The sequence below is a fragment of the Flagellimonas amphidinii genome (assembly GCF_013090115.1).
Classification (GTDB): Bacteria; Bacteroidota; Bacteroidia; order Flavobacteriales; family Flavobacteriaceae; genus Flagellimonas; species Flagellimonas amphidinii.
The window spans coordinates 1-17,835 of sequence record NZ_JABFNN010000025.1 but is presented as its reverse complement, the minus strand read 5'-3'; the positions used below and the strand labels follow the sequence as shown (position 1 = coordinate 17,835).

At 39.9% G+C, this 17,835-nt stretch carries 14 protein-coding genes, 5 tRNA genes and 1 pseudogene; 19 read left to right on the top strand and 1 reads right to left on the bottom strand.

The window, feature by feature from the left end; genetic code table 11:
- Positions 1-23: 23 nt before the first annotated feature.
- The 18 genes from rpsU to HJC33_RS03725 all read left to right on the top strand — a co-directional run bounded on the left by rpsU (position 24) and on the right by HJC33_RS03725 (position 15,143).
- A complete protein-coding gene (rpsU, locus tag HJC33_RS03810) occupies positions 24-218 on the top strand; it encodes a 30S ribosomal protein S21 (RefSeq protein ID WP_171657474.1) in 195 nt (64 codons plus the stop codon).
- A gap of 97 nt (positions 219-315) precedes the next feature.
- Complete coding sequence (locus tag HJC33_RS03805) at positions 316-1,206, top strand: tyrosine-type recombinase/integrase (protein WP_171657473.1); 891 nt, start codon at positions 316-318, stop codon at positions 1,204-1,206.
- Positions 1,207-1,263: 57 nt separating this feature from the next.
- Positions 1,264-1,566 carry a ribosome hibernation-promoting factor, HPF/YfiA family gene (hpf, locus tag HJC33_RS03800; protein ID WP_171657472.1) on the top strand — a complete coding sequence of 101 codons (303 nt, stop codon included), beginning with the start codon at positions 1,264-1,266 and terminating at the stop codon, positions 1,564-1,566.
- Positions 1,567-1,666: 100 nt separating this feature from the next.
- Positions 1,667-1,740: transfer RNA gene (locus tag HJC33_RS03795), tRNA-Thr, on the top strand.
- 23 nt (positions 1,741-1,763) lie between these two features.
- Positions 1,764-1,846: transfer RNA gene (locus HJC33_RS03790), tRNA-Tyr, on the top strand.
- Between the two features lie 80 nt (positions 1,847-1,926).
- A tRNA-Gly gene (locus tag HJC33_RS03785) sits at positions 1,927-1,999 on the top strand.
- 88 nt (positions 2,000-2,087) lie between these two features.
- Positions 2,088-2,159 (top strand) — tRNA-Thr (locus HJC33_RS03780).
- A 49-nt stretch (positions 2,160-2,208) separates the two neighbouring features.
- A complete protein-coding gene (gene tuf, locus HJC33_RS03775) occupies positions 2,209-3,396 on the top strand; it encodes an elongation factor Tu (RefSeq protein WP_171657471.1) in 1,188 nt (395 codons plus the stop codon).
- 69 nt (positions 3,397-3,465) lie between these two features.
- Positions 3,466-3,538, top strand: a tRNA-Trp gene (locus tag HJC33_RS03770).
- A gap of 21 nt (positions 3,539-3,559) precedes the next feature.
- A complete protein-coding gene (gene secE, locus HJC33_RS03765) occupies positions 3,560-3,748 on the top strand; it encodes a preprotein translocase subunit SecE (RefSeq protein ID WP_171657554.1) in 189 nt (62 codons plus the stop codon).
- A 4-nt stretch (positions 3,749-3,752) separates the two neighbouring features.
- Positions 3,753-4,304, top strand: coding sequence for a transcription termination/antitermination protein NusG (gene nusG, locus HJC33_RS03760; RefSeq protein ID WP_171657469.1), 552 nt, complete (start codon positions 3,753-3,755; stop codon positions 4,302-4,304).
- Between the two features lie 66 nt (positions 4,305-4,370).
- Positions 4,371-4,808 carry a 50S ribosomal protein L11 gene (gene rplK / locus HJC33_RS03755; RefSeq protein ID WP_171657467.1) on the top strand — a complete coding sequence of 146 codons (438 nt, stop codon included), beginning with the start codon at positions 4,371-4,373 and terminating at the stop codon, positions 4,806-4,808.
- Between the two features lie 22 nt (positions 4,809-4,830).
- On the top strand, positions 4,831-5,523 hold the full coding sequence (gene rplA, locus HJC33_RS03750) for a 50S ribosomal protein L1 (RefSeq protein WP_171657466.1): 693 nt from the start codon (positions 4,831-4,833) through the stop codon (positions 5,521-5,523).
- A 22-nt stretch (positions 5,524-5,545) separates the two neighbouring features.
- Entirely contained in the window at positions 5,546-6,064 is a 519-nt protein-coding gene (gene rplJ, locus HJC33_RS03745) for a 50S ribosomal protein L10 (RefSeq protein WP_171657465.1), read from the top strand.
- 54 nt (positions 6,065-6,118) lie between these two features.
- The gene (gene rplL, locus HJC33_RS03740) at positions 6,119-6,499 is read left to right on the top strand and encodes a 50S ribosomal protein L7/L12 (RefSeq protein WP_171657463.1); all 381 of its coding nucleotides are present in this window, start codon (positions 6,119-6,121) and stop codon (positions 6,497-6,499) included.
- 128 nt (positions 6,500-6,627) lie between these two features.
- Positions 6,628-10,437 (top strand): DNA-directed RNA polymerase subunit beta, encoded by a 3,810-nt coding sequence (gene rpoB, locus HJC33_RS03735; protein WP_171657462.1) that lies wholly within the window; start codon positions 6,628-6,630, stop codon positions 10,435-10,437.
- Between the two features lie 38 nt (positions 10,438-10,475).
- Positions 10,476-14,774 carry a DNA-directed RNA polymerase subunit beta' gene (gene rpoC, locus HJC33_RS03730; RefSeq protein ID WP_171657460.1) on the top strand — a complete coding sequence of 1,433 codons (4,299 nt, stop codon included), beginning with the start codon at positions 10,476-10,478 and terminating at the stop codon, positions 14,772-14,774.
- A gap of 54 nt (positions 14,775-14,828) precedes the next feature.
- Positions 14,829-15,143 carry a DUF3467 domain-containing protein gene (locus HJC33_RS03725; protein WP_171657459.1) on the top strand — a complete coding sequence of 105 codons (315 nt, stop codon included), beginning with the start codon at positions 14,829-14,831 and terminating at the stop codon, positions 15,141-15,143.
- Between the two features lie 46 nt (positions 15,144-15,189).
- Here HJC33_RS03725 and HJC33_RS03720 read toward each other — a convergent pair whose 3' ends face one another.
- Positions 15,190-16,779, bottom strand: a complete 1,590-nt coding sequence (locus HJC33_RS03720) for a peptide chain release factor 3 (RefSeq protein ID WP_171657458.1) — start codon at positions 16,777-16,779, stop codon at positions 15,190-15,192.
- A 397-nt stretch (positions 16,780-17,176) separates the two neighbouring features.
- Here HJC33_RS03720 and HJC33_RS03715 point away from each other — a divergent pair.
- Positions 17,177-17,835, top strand: a pseudogene (locus HJC33_RS03715) (thrombospondin type 3 repeat-containing protein); the annotation flags it as partial.

Here is a 17,835-nt window from a genome sequence, read left to right as displayed (position 1 = left end):
CAAAAGAAAGGAGGTTGTAGCCAATGTTAATAATACCAGTAAAAGAAGGAGAAAACATCGATAGAGCTTTAAAACGTTTCAAGCGTAAGTTTGATAAAACTGGAACTATGCGTCAATTGAGAAGCAGACAACAGTTCACCAAACCTTCTGTAAAACGTAGGGCAGAGATTCAAAAAGCCCAGTATATTCAAGGTTTGAGAGATAAAGAGGAAGTTTAAGGCTCCTACCTATATAATATAGCATCCCGTTTCTGAATAAGGAACGGGATTTTTTTTGTTTATAAAATCTTCATACAAATTTGGCTAACTTTGGGTAATGTCCTTACCAGCTTTTATCGATTACTTAAAATTAGAGAAAAACTATTCCAAGCACACCATTGGTGCTTACGAAAAGGACATTAAGGAGTTCTCAAAGTTTTGTGAAGAACAATTCAGTATGACTTCCATTCAAGAAATGGATTATACAATTATCAGAAGTTGGATCGTGTCTTTGGTTGATAAAGGTATTGCGAATAGATCTATAAATAGAAAAATATCCTCACTACAGGCCTATTATCGATTTTTACAGAAAATAGGTCAAATTACTATATCTCCTTTAGCGAAACATAGAGCTCTCAAGACGGAAAAAAAAGTTGAAGTTCCATTTTCTGAGCGAGAAATGGAAAAAATACTCTCTGAAATACCTTTTTCGGAGGATTTTGAAGGAAAACGTGATCGATTGATTATCGAAATGTTGTATACCGCAGGCCTCCGTAGAACAGAACTGGTACATTTAAAAGTTACTGACGTAGATTTAGGCAAAAGTACCTTGAAAGTATTGGGAAAAAGAAATAAAGAGCGCATACTACCGCTTTTATCTTCTACGCAGGAGTTGATAAAGGATTACAATCTCTACCGTTCAAAATTGAAAAACAGGGCTGATCCCTCATTTCTGTTTTTAACCAAGGAAGGATTTAAAATATACGAAACACTTGTTTATCGCATTATAAATAAGTATTTTAGTTTGGTGTCCCCCAAGGTAAAAAAGAGCCCGCACATCTTGAGACATACCTTTGCAACACACTTGTTGAATAGGGGGGCGGATTTAAATTCTGTTAAAGAATTATTGGGTCATTCCAGTTTGGCTTCAACACAGGTCTATACGCACAACAGCATAGCTGAGCTGAAGAAAGTACACTTAAAGGCCCATCCAAGGAACAAGGAATAGATATTTCTTGTATTGTTTAACCATGCTGCCCCTTGGCAGCCCTAAAAACTACTTCTTATGAAAGTAAATGCGCAATCGGTAAATTTTGTAGCTGATGGTAAACTTCTAGACTTTATCCAAAAACGAATGGATAAATTAGAATTGTTCTATGATAAGGTAATTGGTTCAAATGTTTATTTGAAAGTTGATAACACGAGTGCTAAGGAAAATAAGATTGTTGAGATAATGGTTTCTGTCCCCAGAGATAAGTTTGTGGTGAAAAAGCAATGTAAAACCTTTGAGGAGGCTGTAGATTCTGCATGTAGTTCATTGGAAAGACAATTGGTGAAAAGGAAAGAAAAACTTAGGGCAAAGGCATGATTAAAATTTTTCAAAAATTATTTTGATTAAAAAAATAAATATATACATTTGCAGTCCGTTAGAAATAGCGGACTTTTTTATGGAAAAAAGGCGGTAAAATGCCGATATAGCTCAGCTGGCTAGAGCAGCTGATTTGTAATCAGCAGGTCGTGGGTTCGAGTCCCTCTATCGGCTCGTAAGTTACTGAAAATAAGGCGGGGGAGATACTCAAGCGGCCAACGAGGACAGACTGTAAATCTGTTGGTTTTTACCTTCGCAGGTTCGAATCCTGCTCTCCCCACTAAAGTTGTTGTGAAACAACTTAAATTGGGAAGTTTTTTGAAATGTTGAAAACTTTTTGGGCGTCGTGCCCAAACAAATGCGGGAGTAGCTCAGTTGGTAGAGCGTCAGCCTTCCAAGCTGAATGTCGCCGGTTCGAACCCGGTCTCCCGCTCAAAAACAAGACAAAACTGTCATTCCTGCGAAGGCAGGAGTCTCTTCCTTTAAATGGGAATTTTAGAGGAGTTGATTCAACACTTTACGCCGGTGTAGCTCAGGGGTAGAGCGTTTCCTTGGTAAGGAAGAGGTCACGGGTTCAAATCCCGTCATTGGCTCAAAAACGATTTGTACACTAATATAAACTAAGATTAAAATCATTTTAAAATGGCAAAGGAAACTTTTGATCGTTCCAAACCACACTTAAATATTGGTACCATTGGACACGTGGATCACGGTAAAACTACATTGACCGCTGCTATTACCACTGTATTGGCAAATGCGGGGTTGTCTGAGCTTAGAAGCTTTGATTCCATTGACAATGCTCCTGAGGAAAAGGAAAGAGGTATTACTATCAATACATCACACGTTGAGTACCAAACGGAAAACCGTCACTACGCACACGTTGACTGTCCTGGTCACGCGGATTACGTAAAGAACATGGTTACTGGTGCTGCTCAGATGGACGGTGCTATTTTGGTTGTAGCTGCTACAGATGGTCCTATGCCACAAACTCGTGAGCACATCCTTTTGGGTCGTCAGGTAGGTATTCCAAGAATTGTAGTGTTCTTAAACAAAGTTGATATGGTGGATGATGAAGAGCTATTGGAACTTGTTGAAATGGAAGTAAGAGAATTACTTTCTTTCTACGAGTACGATGGTGACAATGGTCCTGTTATTGCTGGTTCTGCGCTAGGTGCATTGAACGGTGAGCAAAAATGGGTTGACACTGTATTGGAATTGATGAAAGCTGTTGATGAGTGGATTGAAGAGCCACAACGTGAAGTTGATAAGGATTTCTTGATGCCTATCGAAGACGTTTTCACGATTACAGGTCGTGGTACTGTTGCAACTGGTCGTATTGAAACTGGTATCGCTAATACTGGTGATGCTGTGGATATTATCGGTATGGGTGCTGAAAAATTGTCTTCTACCATCACTGGTGTTGAGATGTTCCGTAAGATTTTGGATAGAGGTGAAGCTGGAGATAACGTTGGTATCCTTTTGAGAGGTATTGAAAAATCCGATATCAAAAGAGGTATGGTAATCTGTAAGCCAGGTTCTGTAACTCCTCACGCTAAATTCAAAGCAGAGGTTTATATCCTTAAAAAAGAAGAAGGTGGTCGTCACACGCCATTCCACAACAATTACCGTCCTCAGTTCTACGTTCGTACAACTGACGTAACAGGAAATATCAACCTTCCTGATGGAGTTGAAATGGTAATGCCAGGTGATAACTTGACCATTACAGTTGATTTGATTCAGCCAATCGCATTGAATGTTGGTCTACGTTTCGCTATCCGTGAAGGTGGTAGAACGGTAGGTGCTGGTCAGGTTACTGAGATTTTAGATTAATCATTTTACAATAATAGTACACTAAAGGGTGTCCCGGATTTCTCGGGATACCTTTCAGTGTAATTATAAACGGGTGTAGCTCAGTTGGTAGAGCACTGGTCTCCAAAACCAGGTGTCGGGAGTTCGAGTCTCTCCTCCCGTGCTAGAAAATACGACGATTATTATGTTCACTTACGTTAAGGAATCATTTGAGGAATTAAAGAATAACGTTACCTGGTTGAACAGGGAAAAAGCTTCCAACCTTATGGTGGTCGTAGCTGTTTTTTCCATATTGTTCGCTTTGGCAACATGGGGTGTGGATTCCTTGTTTAGTAAGTTGATCAGGTTGTATTTTGAATATGTAATTGGATAGGCGTATGTCAGAGGTTCTGGAAAAAAAATGGTATGTAGTAAGAGCTGTCAGTGGCCAAGAGAACAAAATCAAAGGTTACATTGAGAGTGAGGTGGAGCGCAATGGTTTTGGCGATTATTTAGAAGAAGTCTTGGTGCCTACTGAAAAAGTAGTGCAAATTAGAAACGGAAAGAAAATCAACAAAGAGCGTGTTTATTTTCCAGGATATATCATGATAAAGGCCAATTTAGGTGGTGAAATGGTGCACATCATCAAGTCTATCACCAATGTTATTGGCTTTTTGGGGGAAACCAAAGGGGGGGATCCTGTGCCGCTTAGAAAGGCGGAAGTGAACCGAATGCTAGGTAAAGTGGATGAATTGGCTGTGAATACAGATAACGTAGCCATTCCATTTGTATTGGGTGAAACGGTCAAGGTTATTGATGGACCTTTCAATGGTTTCAATGGAACTGTTGAGAAAATCAATGAAGAAAAGCGTAAGCTGGAAGTCATGGTGAAGATTTTCGGAAGAAAGACTCCGCTGGAACTCAGTTACATGCAAGTAGAAAAAGTATAATAGAGCTGTTACATATATAAAGTTGTGTTGCTTCCAATTAACACACTTTAATTTTAATCAAAAACAATGGCAAAAGAAGTAGATAAGGTAGTTAAATTACAAGTTAGGGGAGGTGCTGCGAACCCATCGCCACCGGTTGGACCCGCCTTAGGTGCTGCTGGTGTTAACATTATGGAGTTCTGTAAGCAGTTTAATGCGCGTACACAGGACAAGCCAGGTAAAGTATTACCTGTTGTTATCACCGTTTACAAAGACAAATCTTTCGAGTTTGTTGTAAAAACACCACCCGCGGCAGTTCAATTGTTGGAAGCAGCTAAGATTAAAAAAGGATCTGGCGAACCTAACAGGGTTAAATCAGGAAATGTAACATGGGATCAAGTAAAAGTAATCGCTGAGGATAAAATGGTCGATTTGAATGCTTTTACTGTGGAATCTGCAATGAGTATGGTTGCGGGTACAGCAAGATCTATGGGGCTTAAGGTTTCTGGTAAAAGACCTTTTTAAAAAATCTTAAAGCAATTTAAAAATGGCAAGATTGACTAAAAAGCAAAAAGAAGCTCAGGCCAAAATAGAGAAGAACAAACTCTATTCTTTGGAAGAGGCTTCAGCTTTGGTAAAAGAAATAACCAATGTAAAGTTTGATGCTTCCATTGACCTTGCAGTTCGTTTGGGTGTTGACCCAAGAAAAGCAAATCAAATGGTGCGTGGCGTGGTTACACTTCCTCATGGAACAGGTAAAGACGTAAAAGTTTTGGCATTGGTGACCCCAGATAAGGAAGCAGAGGCTAAAGAAGCTGGTGCTGACTTTGTTGGGTTGGATGAATATTTGGATAAGATCAAAGGCGGTTGGACAGATGTCGATGTTATCATCACTATGCCAAGCGTAATGGGTAAACTAGGTCCGTTAGGTAGAATTTTGGGGCCAAGAGGTTTAATGCCCAATCCAAAGACCGGTACCGTAACAATGGATGTTGCTAAAGCAGTATCTGATGTAAAAGCTGGTAAAATTGATTTTAAAGTGGACAAAACTGGAATTGTGCATGCTGCAATAGGGAAAGCTTCTTTTTCTGCGGATAAAATTGCTGGCAATGCCAAAGAATTGATAGATACTTTGGTTAAAATGAAGCCTGCTGCTGCAAAAGGAGTCTATATGAAGAGCATATACTTGTCCAGTACTATGAGTCCTAGTGTTCAACTAGATCCAAAAGCAGTTTCATAACTGGTAGTTCAAAATTTTAACTATGACAAGAGAAGAAAAAGCAACCGTAATAGAAGATTTGACTGCGCAGTTGGCCGAGAATGCTAATATTTATTTAGCGGATATTTCCGGTTTGGACGCTGTTGCCACTTCTAATTTGAGAAGGGCATGTTTTAAAGCGAACATTAAATTAGCAGTTGTAAAGAACACCTTGCTTGCAAAAGCAATGGAAGCTTCTGATAAAGAATTTGGAGAACTTCCCGACGTATTGAAAGGCAACACTTCTATGATGTTGTCCGAAACTGGAAACGCTCCTGCGAAACTTATCAAGAACTTTAGAAAAAAATCAGATAAACCTGTATTGAAAGGCGCTTTCATTGCGGAAGCTGTTTATATAGGAGACGAGAACCTTGAGGCATTGGTGAACATCAAGTCCAAAGAAGAGGTTATTGGGGATATCATCGGATTGTTGCAATCACCAGCCAAGAATGTTATTTCTGGACTTAAATCTGGTGGTGGTAAACTGGCCGGAATCCTTAAAACTTTATCTGAGAAAGAATAATTCGCGCACAATAAACTAAGTATATTTTAAAAATTTTTATTAAACGATAGAAAAATGGCAGATTTAAAAGATTTTGCAGAACAATTGGTTAACCTTACAGTAAAAGAGGTAAATGAGTTGGCCGACATATTAAAAGAAGAATACGGTATTGAGCCTGCTGCTGCTGCAGTAGCTGTTGCTGGTGGTGCTGCCGCTGGTGGTGAAGGTGAAGCTGCTGAGGAAAAATCAGAATTTGATGTAATCCTTAAGGCTGCTGGTGGTTCTAAATTGGCAGTTGTTAAATTGGTGAAAGAATTGACAGGTCTTGGATTGAAAGATGCCAAGGATATTGTTGACAGTGCACCAAAAGCTGTTAAAGAAGGTATTGCCAAAGATGAGGCAGAAGGCATCAAAAAATCATTGGAAGAAGCAGGAGCAGAAGTTGAGCTTAAATAATAGCTTTTACCATACAAATTTGGTTAAGGTCTTTCCATAATAATGGTTAGACCTTAGCCTATTTAATAGGAGTGTATTAAGTCGTACACTACCCGCAGTAATATTTCACGATCAAAATTTGTCCATTGATGTTCACAAACAATACTGAAAGAGTAAATTTCGCATCCGCTAAGAACATACCGGAATACCCGGATTTCTTGGACATTCAGATTAAATCCTTTCAAGACTTTTTTCAACTTGAAACGAAATCTGACGAAAGAGGAAATGAAGGTCTCTACAATACCTTCATGGAAAACTTCCCCATTACAGACACTAGAAATCAGTTTGTACTTGAATTTCTAGACTATTTCATAGATCCACCAAGATATTCCATTCAAGAATGTATTGAGCGTGGACTTACCTATAGCGTTCCTTTAAAGGCACGTCTAAAATTATATTGTACCGATCCAGAGCACGAAGATTTTGAAACCATCGTACAAGATGTGTACTTGGGCACCATTCCTTATATGACTCCAAGTGGAACCTTTGTGATCAATGGAGCAGAAAGAGTTGTTGTGTCCCAGTTGCACAGATCACCGGGAGTTTTCTTTGGACAATCTTTCCATGCCAACGGTACAAAATTGTATTCAGCCAGGGTAATTCCATTTAAAGGATCTTGGATTGAATTTGCAACAGATATCAATGGCGTTATGTACGCTTACATTGATAGAAAGAAAAAATTACCAGTAACTACACTTTTCCGTGCCATAGGCTTTGAAAGAGACAAGGACATTTTGGAAATCTTTGACCTTTCTGAAGAAGTTAAGGTATCCAAAGCTGGACTTAAGAAAGTATTGGGCCGTAAGCTTGCGGCAAGGGTGTTGAACACATGGCACGAGGATTTTGTGGATGAAGATACAGGTGAAGTGGTATCCATTGAGCGTAATGAGATTATTTTAGATAGGGACACTGTTCTGGAAAAAGAGCATATTGATGAAATCATTGATGCCGATGTGAAGACCATTCTTCTTCACAAAGAAAACAATGCGCAATCAGACTATGCCATTATCCACAATACACTACAAAAAGACCCTACCAACTCGGAAAAAGAAGCGGTAGAGCACATATACAGACAATTGCGAAATGCAGAGCCGCCAGATGAGGAAACGGCTCGTGGTATTATCGATAAATTGTTCTTCTCCGACCAACGTTACAATTTAGGTGAAGTAGGTCGATACAGAATGAACAAGAAATTGGGCTTGGATATTGGAATGGACAAGCAGGTCTTGACCAAGGAAGATATCATTACCATCATCAAGTATTTGATTGAGTTGATCAATTCCAAAGCAGAGATTGACGATATTGATCACTTGTCCAACCGTCGTGTAAGAACCGTAGGAGAGCAATTGTCCTCTCAATTTGGTGTTGGTTTGGCACGTATGGCACGTACCATCCGTGAGCGAATGAACGTTCGTGACAACGAGGTATTTACCCCTATTGATTTGATCAATGCAAAGACTTTGTCTTCCGTGATCAACTCTTTCTTCGGTACAAACCAGTTGTCCCAGTTTATGGATCAGACCAATCCATTGGCAGAAATTACACACAAAAGAAGATTGTCTGCACTAGGGCCTGGAGGTCTTTCTCGTGAAAGAGCAGGTTTTGAGGTGCGTGACGTTCACTATACACACTACGGAAGGCTATGTCCAATTGAAACACCTGAAGGTCCGAATATTGGTCTGATTTCTTCCCTTTCTGTATTTGCCAAGGTAAATCCAATGGGCTTCTTGGAAACTCCTTACCGCAAGGTTGAAAATGGAGTGGTTGATACCAAAGAGTTTACCTATCTAAGTGCAGAGGAAGAAGAAGGAATGAAAATTTCCCAAGCCAACATCCCAATGGATGATAAAGGGAAAATTGAGGATGATAAAGTAATTGCAAGGGAAGAAGGTGATTTCCCAGTAGTAGACCCATCTGAGGTAAACTATACGGATGTTGCGCCTAACCAGATTGCATCTATTTCAGCTTCCTTGATTCCTTTCTTGGAACATGATGATGCGAACCGTGCTTTGATGGGATCAAACATGATGCGTCAGGCTGTTCCATTGTTGAAACCACAAAGTCCAATTGTAGGTACTGGTTTGGAGAGACAAGTAGCTACCGATTCCAGAGTATTGATCAATGCAGAAGGCGATGGAGTTGTGGAATATGTGGATGCACAGAAAATAACCATTAAATATAGTAGGTCAGAAGAAGAGCGTTTGGTAAGCTTTGAAGAAGATTCCAAGACCTACAATTTGGTGAAGTTTAGAAAAACAAACCAGGGTACCAGTATCAACTTGAAGCCTATTGTTAGAAAAGGTGACAAGGTGAAGAAAGGTCAGGTACTTTGTGAAGGTTACGCTACAGAGAAAGGTGAATTGGCCTTGGGTAGAAACATGAAAGTGGCCTTCATGCCTTGGAAAGGATACAACTTTGAGGATGCGATCGTAATTTCTGAAAAAGTGGTACGTGAAGATATCTTTACTTCAATCCATATTGATGAATATGCTTTGGAGGTTAGGGATACTAAATTAGGAGCTGAGGAATTGACCAATGATATTCCAAACGTTTCTGAAGAAGCTACCAAAGATTTGGATGAGTACGGTATGATCCGTGTTGGAGCAGAAGTGAAGCCTGGTGACATCTTGATTGGAAAGATTACGCCTAAAGGTGAATCTGATCCAACCCCAGAAGAAAAACTATTACGTGCCATCTTTGGTGATAAGGCAGGTGATGTAAAAGATGCGTCTCTTAAAGCTTCTCCTTCATTGAGAGGGGTTGTTATCGATAAGAAATTGTTCTCCCGTTCTATTAAGGATAAGCGTAAGCGTTCTGAGGATAAAGAAGCAATCTCTAGATTGGAGATGGATTATGAAGTGAAATTCCAGCAACTAAAAGATGTTTTGATTGAGAAATTGTTTGGCTTGATCAACGGTAAGACATCTCAAGGTGTTATTAACGATTTAGGTGAAGAAGTACTTCCAAAAGGAAAGAAATATACCATCAAAATGTTGAACGCTGTTGATGATTTTGCTCATTTGGTTGGTGGAAGCTGGACAACGGACGATAAGACCAATACTTTGGTTGCCGATTTGTTGCACAACTATAAAATCAAGTTGAACGACATTCAGGGTAACCTAAGAAGAGATAAGTTTACCATTTCCGTTGGAGATGAACTTCCTGCAGGAATCATGAAGTTGGCCAAGGTCTACATCGCCAAAAAGCGTAAGCTGAAAGTAGGGGATAAGATGGCCGGTCGTCACGGTAACAAAGGTATCGTTGCACGTATCGTTCGTCAAGAAGATATGCCTTTCTTGGAAGATGGAACGCCTGTGGATATCGTTTTGAACCCACTTGGGGTACCTTCAAGGATGAACATCGGTCAGATTTATGAAACCGTTCTAGGTTGGGCAGGTCTTAAATTGGGTAGAAAATACGGTACTCCAATTTTTGATGGTGCAACTTTAGATCAAATAAATGCACTTACTGATGAAGCAGGTGTGCCACGTTTTGGACATACGCATCTTTATGATGGTGGAACTGGTCAACGTTTTGACCAAGCAGCTACCGTTGGGGTTATCTACATGTTGAAATTAGGCCACATGGTAGATGATAAGATGCACGCTAGATCCATTGGTCCTTATTCTTTGATTACACAACAACCATTGGGTGGTAAAGCTCAGTTTGGAGGTCAGCGTTTTGGTGAGATGGAAGTTTGGGCACTAGAGGCCTATGGCGCATCATCCACACTACGTGAAATCTTGACGGTTAAATCTGATGATGTAATCGGTAGAGCTAAGACTTATGAATCCATTGTAAAAGGCGAAACAATGCCAGAACCTGGATTGCCAGAATCTTTCAACGTATTGATGCACGAGCTTAAAGGTTTGGGCTTGGATATCAGATTGGAAGAGTAGAATACTATATACATTAACTATATCATCACCATATTGTTATGGCTAGAATAAAAGACAATAACGCACCAAAAAGGTTCAATAAAATTTCCATAGGATTGGCTTCTCCAGAGTCAATTTTGGCAGAGTCCCGTGGAGAGGTATTGAAGCCTGAAACTATTAACTATAGAACGCACAAACCAGAGCGTGATGGATTGTTCTGTGAGCGTATTTTTGGACCCGTTAAGGACTATGAATGTGCCTGTGGAAAATATAAGCGTATCCGTTACCGTGGTATCGTTTGTGATCGTTGTGGTGTTGAAGTAACGGAAAAGAAAGTACGTAGAGATCGTGTGGGACACATCAACTTGGTGGTTCCTGTAGCACATATCTGGTACTTCCGTTCACTCCCCAATAAAATTGGATACCTTTTGGGATTGCCTTCCAAAAAGTTGGATATGATTATCTATTATGAAAGATATGTGGTCATTCAACCTGGTGAAGCTAAAGGGCCTGAAGGTGAGGAAATCCAGAAAATGGATTTCTTGACAGAAGAGGAGTATTTGAACATTTTAGATTCTCTTCCAACTGAAAATCAGTATTTGGAAGATACAGACCCCAATAAGTTCATTGCAAAAATGGGAGCTGAGTGTTTGATAGATTTGTTGGCCAGAATTGATTTGGAACAACTGTCTTACGAACTACGCCACAAAGCAAATACTGAAACATCCAAGCAACGTAAAACCGAAGCGTTGAAGCGTCTTCAAGTTGTTGAGGCACTTAGAGAATCTCAAGATAATAGGGAAAACAGACCTGAATGGATGATCATGAAGGTAATCCCTGTTATTCCACCAGAACTAAGACCTTTGGTACCGTTGGACGGTGGTCGTTTTGCAACTTCAGATTTGAACGACTTGTACCGTAGGGTGATTATCCGTAACAATCGTCTAAAGCGATTGATGGAGATCAAAGCTCCAGAGGTGATCTTGAGAAACGAAAAACGTATGCTTCAAGAAGCTGTAGATTCCTTGTTTGATAATACAAGAAAGGCATCTGCAGTAAAAACAGAATCCAATAGACCATTGAAATCCCTTTCAGATTCCTTGAAAGGTAAGCAAGGTCGTTTCCGTCAAAACCTACTCGGTAAACGTGTGGATTATTCTGCTCGTTCCGTAATTGTGGTTGGACCGGAAATGAAATTGTACGAATGTGGTCTTCCAAAAGATATGGCAGCCGAGCTGTACAAGCCTTTTGTAATCCGTAAGTTGATTGAAAGAGGTATTGTAAAAACGGTAAAATCTGCTAAAAAGATAATTGACAAGAAGGAACCTGTAGTTTGGGATATCTTGGAAAATGTCCTAAAAGGACACCCGGTATTACTAAACCGTGCTCCCACATTGCACAGATTGGGGATACAGGCATTCCAACCTAAGTTGATAGAAGGTAAAGCAATTCGTTTGCACCCATTGGCTTGTACGGCGTTTAACGCGGATTTCGATGGGGATCAAATGGCGGTACACTTACCGTTGGGCCCAGAGGCTATTTTGGAAGCACAATTGTTGATGTTGGCTTCTCAAAACATCCTAAACCCAGCAAATGGTTCACCAATTACCGTACCTTCTCAGGATATGGTTCTTGGATTGTATTATATGACCAAGGAAAGAAAATCAACCAAAGAAATTCCAATCAAAGGAGAAGGGTTGACTTTCTATTCTGCTGAGGAAGTGGAAATAGCCTTTAATGAGAAAAAGGTTGATTTGAATGCTGGAATTAAAGTTAGAACCAAAGACTTTAATGAAGACGGAGAATTGGTCAACCAAATCATTGCTACTACAGTTGGTCGTGTGTTGTTTAACAGTGTGGTGCCAGAACAAGCAGGGTATATCAATACTGTATTGAACAAAAAATCGCTAAGAAATATCATTGGTGATATTCTAGCGGTTACTGATGTTCCTACAACTGCTGATTTCTTGGACAAAATCAAGACCATGGGTTATGAATTCGCTTTTAAAGGAGGTTTGTCCTTCAGTTTAGGTGATATTATAATCCCGGCAGAAAAGCATGAGATGATTGCTGAGGCCAATGAGCAGGTAGATGGTATTATGATGAACTATAACATGGGGCTTATCACCAACAACGAGCGGTATAACCAAGTTATTGATGTTTGGACATCTACCAATGCTATGTTGACAGAATTGGCGATGAAACGAATTCGTGAAGACCAACAAGGGTTCAACTCAGTATATATGATGTTGGATTCTGGTGCAAGGGGTTCCAAAGAACAGATTCGCCAGTTGACCGGTATGCGTGGATTGATGGCCAAGCCTAAAAAATCTACCGCAGGTGGTGGTGAAATTATTGAAAATCCAATTCTTTCCAACTTTAAGGAAGGATTGTCCATCTTGGAATACTTTATCTCTACGCACGGTGCACGTAAAGGTCTAGCGGATACCGCTTTGAAAACTGCGGATGCTGGATATTTGACAAGACGTTTGGTGGATGTATCACAAGACGTGATCATCAACATCGAAGACTGCGGTACCTTAAGAGGTATTGAGGTAGAAGCTCTGAAAAAGAATGAAGAAGTAGTAGAAACCCTTGGCGAAAGAATCTTGGGTAGAGTATCGCTTCATGATGTATACAATCCTTTAACAGAGGAATTGATCCTAAAAGCAGGTCAAGAAATTTCTGAAGCTGATGTGAAGAAAGTTAATGCCGCTCCAATTGACAAGATTGAAGTACGTTCGGCATTGACCTGTGAGGCTCCTAAGGGAATATGTGCAAAATGTTACGGTAGAAACCTTGCCACGAACAAAATGGTTCAGCGTGGTGAAGCCGTTGGTGTTGTTGCAGCACAGTCCATTGGAGAACCTGGAACACAGTTGACCTTGCGTACCTTCCACGTGGGTGGTATTGCAGGTAACATTTCTGAGGATAACAAACTGGAAGCCAAATTTGATGGTGTAGCTGAGATTGAGGACTTGAGAACTGTAGCTAGTGAAAACAGCGAAGGAGAAAAGGCAGAAATCATAATTTCCAGAACATCAGAAATCAAAATTGTAGATGCTAAAACAGGGATTACCTTGAGTACCAATAACATTCCTTATGGTTCACAGTTGTTCGTCAAGAATGGAGCTAAGATCGCTAAGGGAGATGTTATTTGTCAATGGGATCCTTATAATGGTGTTATTGTTTCTGAGTTCACGGGTCAAATTGCCTATGAAAATATTGAGCAAGGGGTGACCTATCAAGTGGAAATAGATGAACAAACTGGTTTCCAAGAGAAAGTAATCTCAGAATCAAGGAATAAAAAGTTGATTCCTACTTTGTTGATCAAAGATGGTAAGGGAGAAACATTACGTTCATACAACCTTCCGGTTGGTTCCCACTTGATGGTTGACGATGGTGAGAAAATCAAAGAAGGAAAAATCTTGGTGAAAATACCTCGTAAATCCGCCAAAGCAGGGGATATTACAGGTGGTCTTCCAAGGGTGACAGAGCTGTTCGAAGCTAGAAACCCATCTAACCCAGCTGTGGTTTCCGAGATTGACGGTGTTGTTTCGTTTGGTAAGATCAAGCGTGGTAACCGAGAAATCATCATCGAATCCAAAACTGGTGAGGTGAAGAAATACTTGGTGAAACTTTCTAATCAAATTTTGGTTCAGGAGAACGATTATGTTCGTGCAGGAATGCCATTATCCGATGGTTCCATTACACCAGAGGACATTTTGGCCATCAAAGGACCATCTGCAGTACAACAGTATTTGGTGAATGAAGTACAAGAAGTATACCGTTTGCAGGGTGTGAAAATCAATGATAAGCACTTTGAGGTAGTGGTAAGACAGATGATGCGTAAAGTACGTATCGAGGATTCTGGCGATACTACATTCTTGGAAAACCAATTGGTACACAAGGATGACTTTATCCGTGAGAATGACGAGATTTTCGGAATGAAGGTGGTAGAAGATGCTGGGGACTCTGAAAACCTTAAACCAGGTCAAATTATTTCTGCCCGCGATTTGAGAGATGAAAATTCCATCTTGCGTAGGGAAGATAAGACTTTGGTGAGTGCTAGAGATGCAGTAGCTGCTACGGCAACACCAATTCTACAGGGTATCACTCGTGCATCCTTACAGACCAAGTCCTTTATTTCTGCGGCATCGTTCCAGGAAACCACTAAAGTATTGAACGAAGCTGCTGTAAGCGGTAAAGTGGATACGTTGGAAGGATTGAAAGAAAATGTAATTGTTGGACATAAGATTCCTGCCGGTACAGGTATGAGGGATTATGATAGTATCATTGTTGGTTCCAAAGAGGAATACGATGAAATCATGGCCCGGAAAGAGGAATTCAAATTTTAATATGTAAACCCTGGCCTTGGTCAGGGTTTTCTTTTCCATTTTGAAAAATAAATTATGTCGGAAAATAAAAATCAGAATCAAAAACAGATTAATATAGAGTTGGATGAAACAACCGCTGAAGGTACCTATTCCAACTTGGCAATTATCAACCACTCTGTTTCAGAATTTGTTGTTGATTTCATTAGCATGATGCCAGGGGCACCGAAGGCTAAGGTAAAGAGTAGAATCATTTTGACTCCTCAGCATGCTAAGAAGTTTCTAAAGGCATTGAGTGAAAATGTGGCTCGATTTGAAAAAGCCCACGGTCCCATCAAAGATTATGAACAGCCGGCCATACCTTTAAATTTTGGTCCGACTGGAGAAGCATAAAAAAAGCCCCAAACAAAGTTTGGGGCTTTTTTTATCATCAATGTTATCATTCAAATTCAGAAGTAAAATGCAATTTTACTGATGGATATTTTTGCTGGGTCATTTGTAATGAGAATGCAGAATCAGCCAAAAAAACCAGTTGCCCTCGCTTATCAATCGCTAAAAACTTCTGCTTCACTCGTTTAAATTCTTTGAACTCTTCGTTGTTCTCATCCTCCGCTTCAACCCAGCACGCTTTGTGAACAGGAAAGTTTTCATAGGTGCATTTGGCACCGTATTCATGCTCTAATCGATATTGAATCACTTCATATTGTAGTGCTCCAACCGTGCCAATGACCTTTCTTCCATTCAATTCTAACGTAAACAACTGTGCAACACCTTCATCCATGAGCTGGTCAATCCCTTTATAGAGTTGTTTGGCCTTCATGGGATCTGCATTGTTGATGTATCTGAAGTGTTCTGGAGAGAAGCTGGGAATACCTTTATATTGTAATTTTTCACCACTGGTAAGGGTGTCTCCTATCTTGAAATTTCCAGTATCATGCAAGCCTACAATATCACCAGGATACGATATGTCCACAATCTCTTTTTTCTCAGCAAAAAAAGCATTAGGACTTGAAAACTTCAGTTTTTTATCATGTCGTACATGAAGATATGGGGTGTTTCGTTCAAAAGTACCTGATACAATTTTTATAAAAGCCAAACGATCCCGATGCTTGGGGTCCATGTTGGCATGGATTTTAAATACAAAACCTGAAAAACTCTTTTCGTTAGCTTCAACCAAGCGTTCTTCAGCCATTTTTGACCTTGGGGAAGGGGCAATGTCTATGAAACAATCCAATAATTCCCGAACTCCAAAATTGTTGAGGGCAGAGCCAAAGAAAACAGGTTGCAGTTCACCTTTTAAATAAGAATCTTTGTCAAATTCAGGATAAACACCACTTACTAGTTCCAAGTTGTCCCGAAGTTCTTGGGCGGAATCACTGCCTATGATATTTTCAAGCTCTGGATTATCTAAGTCGTCAAAAGCAATCGTTTCCTCAATATTTTTTTTGCTGTTACCACTAAAAAGGTTGATGTTTTTCTCATATATATTGTAGATTCCCTTAAAATCGTATCCCATTCCAATAGGAAAACTTAAAGGGGTAACGGACAATCCCAACTTTTGTTCAACTTCATCCAAAAGGTCAAAAGCATCCTTCCCTTCGCGATCTAATTTGTTAATGAAGACAATCATGGGAATATTACGCATTCTGCAGACTTCTACTAATTTTTCGGTCTGTTCCTCAACACCTTTGGCTACGTCAATAACCACAATTACACTGTCCACTGCGGTCAAAGTCCTAAAAGTATCTTCTGCAAAATCCTTGTGACCGGGGGTATCCAGAATGTTTATTTTTTTGTCTTTATAGATAAAGGCCAAAACCGACGTAGCTACAGAAATACCTCTTTGGCGTTCAATTTCCATGAAATCACTAGTGGCCGACTTTTTAATTTTATTGCTTTTTACAGCGCCAGCTTCTTGAATGGCACCCCCATACAACAGTAGCTTTTCGGTCAAAGTGGTCTTTCCAGCATCTGGGTGGGAGATAATTCCAAATGTCCTGCGTCTCGCTATTTCCTTTTCAAATTCCATCAACAAAAATTTCGGCAAAAATAGTGTAATTATCTATTTTAAAGACTATTTGCGATTATCTAGGTGATTGTTGATATCATTGGTAAAAAATACCCATCATCTCTCTCATAAAACAAAAAAGAAAAGTAATTTTCGGGCGTTTGATTTTTATCTAAAGTTTACTGTCCGTAATCTTTTTTTAAGAACCAAACGTATCAATTATGTGGTAACTAATGATGAGGAAAATGCCTTTTATCGATAAAAATAGGCAGTAATCCGCAAATGCCTTAACTATGTGCACAAAGTACGTATGACGGTTTAGAAGAACGTTAAGCCGCAAATTGTCAGGAAAGCCCCATTTTCTTGCACTTACGAGAACTACTGGCCATGGTGATTAGTTGACCAAAACTTATCATTTATGGAGAAATTTACTTTTGTAAAACTTCGGAAGAAACCATTCCTGAATGTACAATCTGTTGTATTTATTCTGGTTTTTGTAGTTACTTCCTTACCAAATACATCCTACATACTCGCTTTTACTGGAAAAGTTAGTGTTAAAACTGAGGTTTTCAACCATATTGATGTAGTATCTATAGTATATCCCCCAAAGGATTGTGATGGAGATGGAGTGACCGATGACAAGGAAAAACAGGATGGAACAGACCCGCTAGATCCATGTGATTTTGTTCTGGCACATCAGAATTGTCATCCTTCCAATGAATGGAAGAATGATGACTGTGATGGTGATGGAGTTACTAATCAAAAGGAGAAAGAAGATGGTACAGACCCCTTGGATCCTTGTGATTTTGTTCTGGCACATCAAAATTGTCACCCTTCAAATGAATGGAAGAATGCGGATTGTGATGGAGATGGTGTAACCAATCAGCAAGAAAAAGAAGACGGTACTGACCCTTTGGATTCTTGTGATTTTATATTGGCAAATCAAGATTGTCACCCTACTGACGAATGGAAGAATGATGATTGCGACGGAGACGGTGTGACCAACGGTGATGAGCAGGATGATGGCACGGATCCCTTGAATCCATGCGACTACAACCCAGAGAGCGTTACCCTTCC

Coding starts and splice junctions, on each gene's coding strand:
- rpsU (WP_171657474.1), top strand. CDS start 24: ATGTTAATAATACCAGTAAAAGAAGGAGAAAACATCGATAGAGCTTTA.
- HJC33_RS03805 (WP_171657473.1), top strand. CDS start 316: ATGTCCTTACCAGCTTTTATCGATTACTTAAAATTAGAGAAAAACTAT.
- hpf (WP_171657472.1), top strand. CDS start 1,264: ATGAAAGTAAATGCGCAATCGGTAAATTTTGTAGCTGATGGTAAACTT.
- tuf (WP_171657471.1), top strand. CDS start 2,209: ATGGCAAAGGAAACTTTTGATCGTTCCAAACCACACTTAAATATTGGT.
- secE (WP_171657554.1), top strand. CDS start 3,560: ATGTTCACTTACGTTAAGGAATCATTTGAGGAATTAAAGAATAACGTT.
- nusG (WP_171657469.1), top strand. CDS start 3,753: ATGTCAGAGGTTCTGGAAAAAAAATGGTATGTAGTAAGAGCTGTCAGT.
- rplK (WP_171657467.1), top strand. CDS start 4,371: ATGGCAAAAGAAGTAGATAAGGTAGTTAAATTACAAGTTAGGGGAGGT.
- rplA (WP_171657466.1), top strand. CDS start 4,831: ATGGCAAGATTGACTAAAAAGCAAAAAGAAGCTCAGGCCAAAATAGAG.
- rplJ (WP_171657465.1), top strand. CDS start 5,546: ATGACAAGAGAAGAAAAAGCAACCGTAATAGAAGATTTGACTGCGCAG.
- rplL (WP_171657463.1), top strand. CDS start 6,119: ATGGCAGATTTAAAAGATTTTGCAGAACAATTGGTTAACCTTACAGTA.
- rpoB (WP_171657462.1), top strand. CDS start 6,628: ATGTTCACAAACAATACTGAAAGAGTAAATTTCGCATCCGCTAAGAAC.
- rpoC (WP_171657460.1), top strand. CDS start 10,476: ATGGCTAGAATAAAAGACAATAACGCACCAAAAAGGTTCAATAAAATT.
- HJC33_RS03725 (WP_171657459.1), top strand. CDS start 14,829: ATGTCGGAAAATAAAAATCAGAATCAAAAACAGATTAATATAGAGTTG.
- HJC33_RS03720 (WP_171657458.1), bottom strand. CDS start 16,779: ATGGAATTTGAAAAGGAAATAGCGAGACGCAGGACATTTGGAATTATC.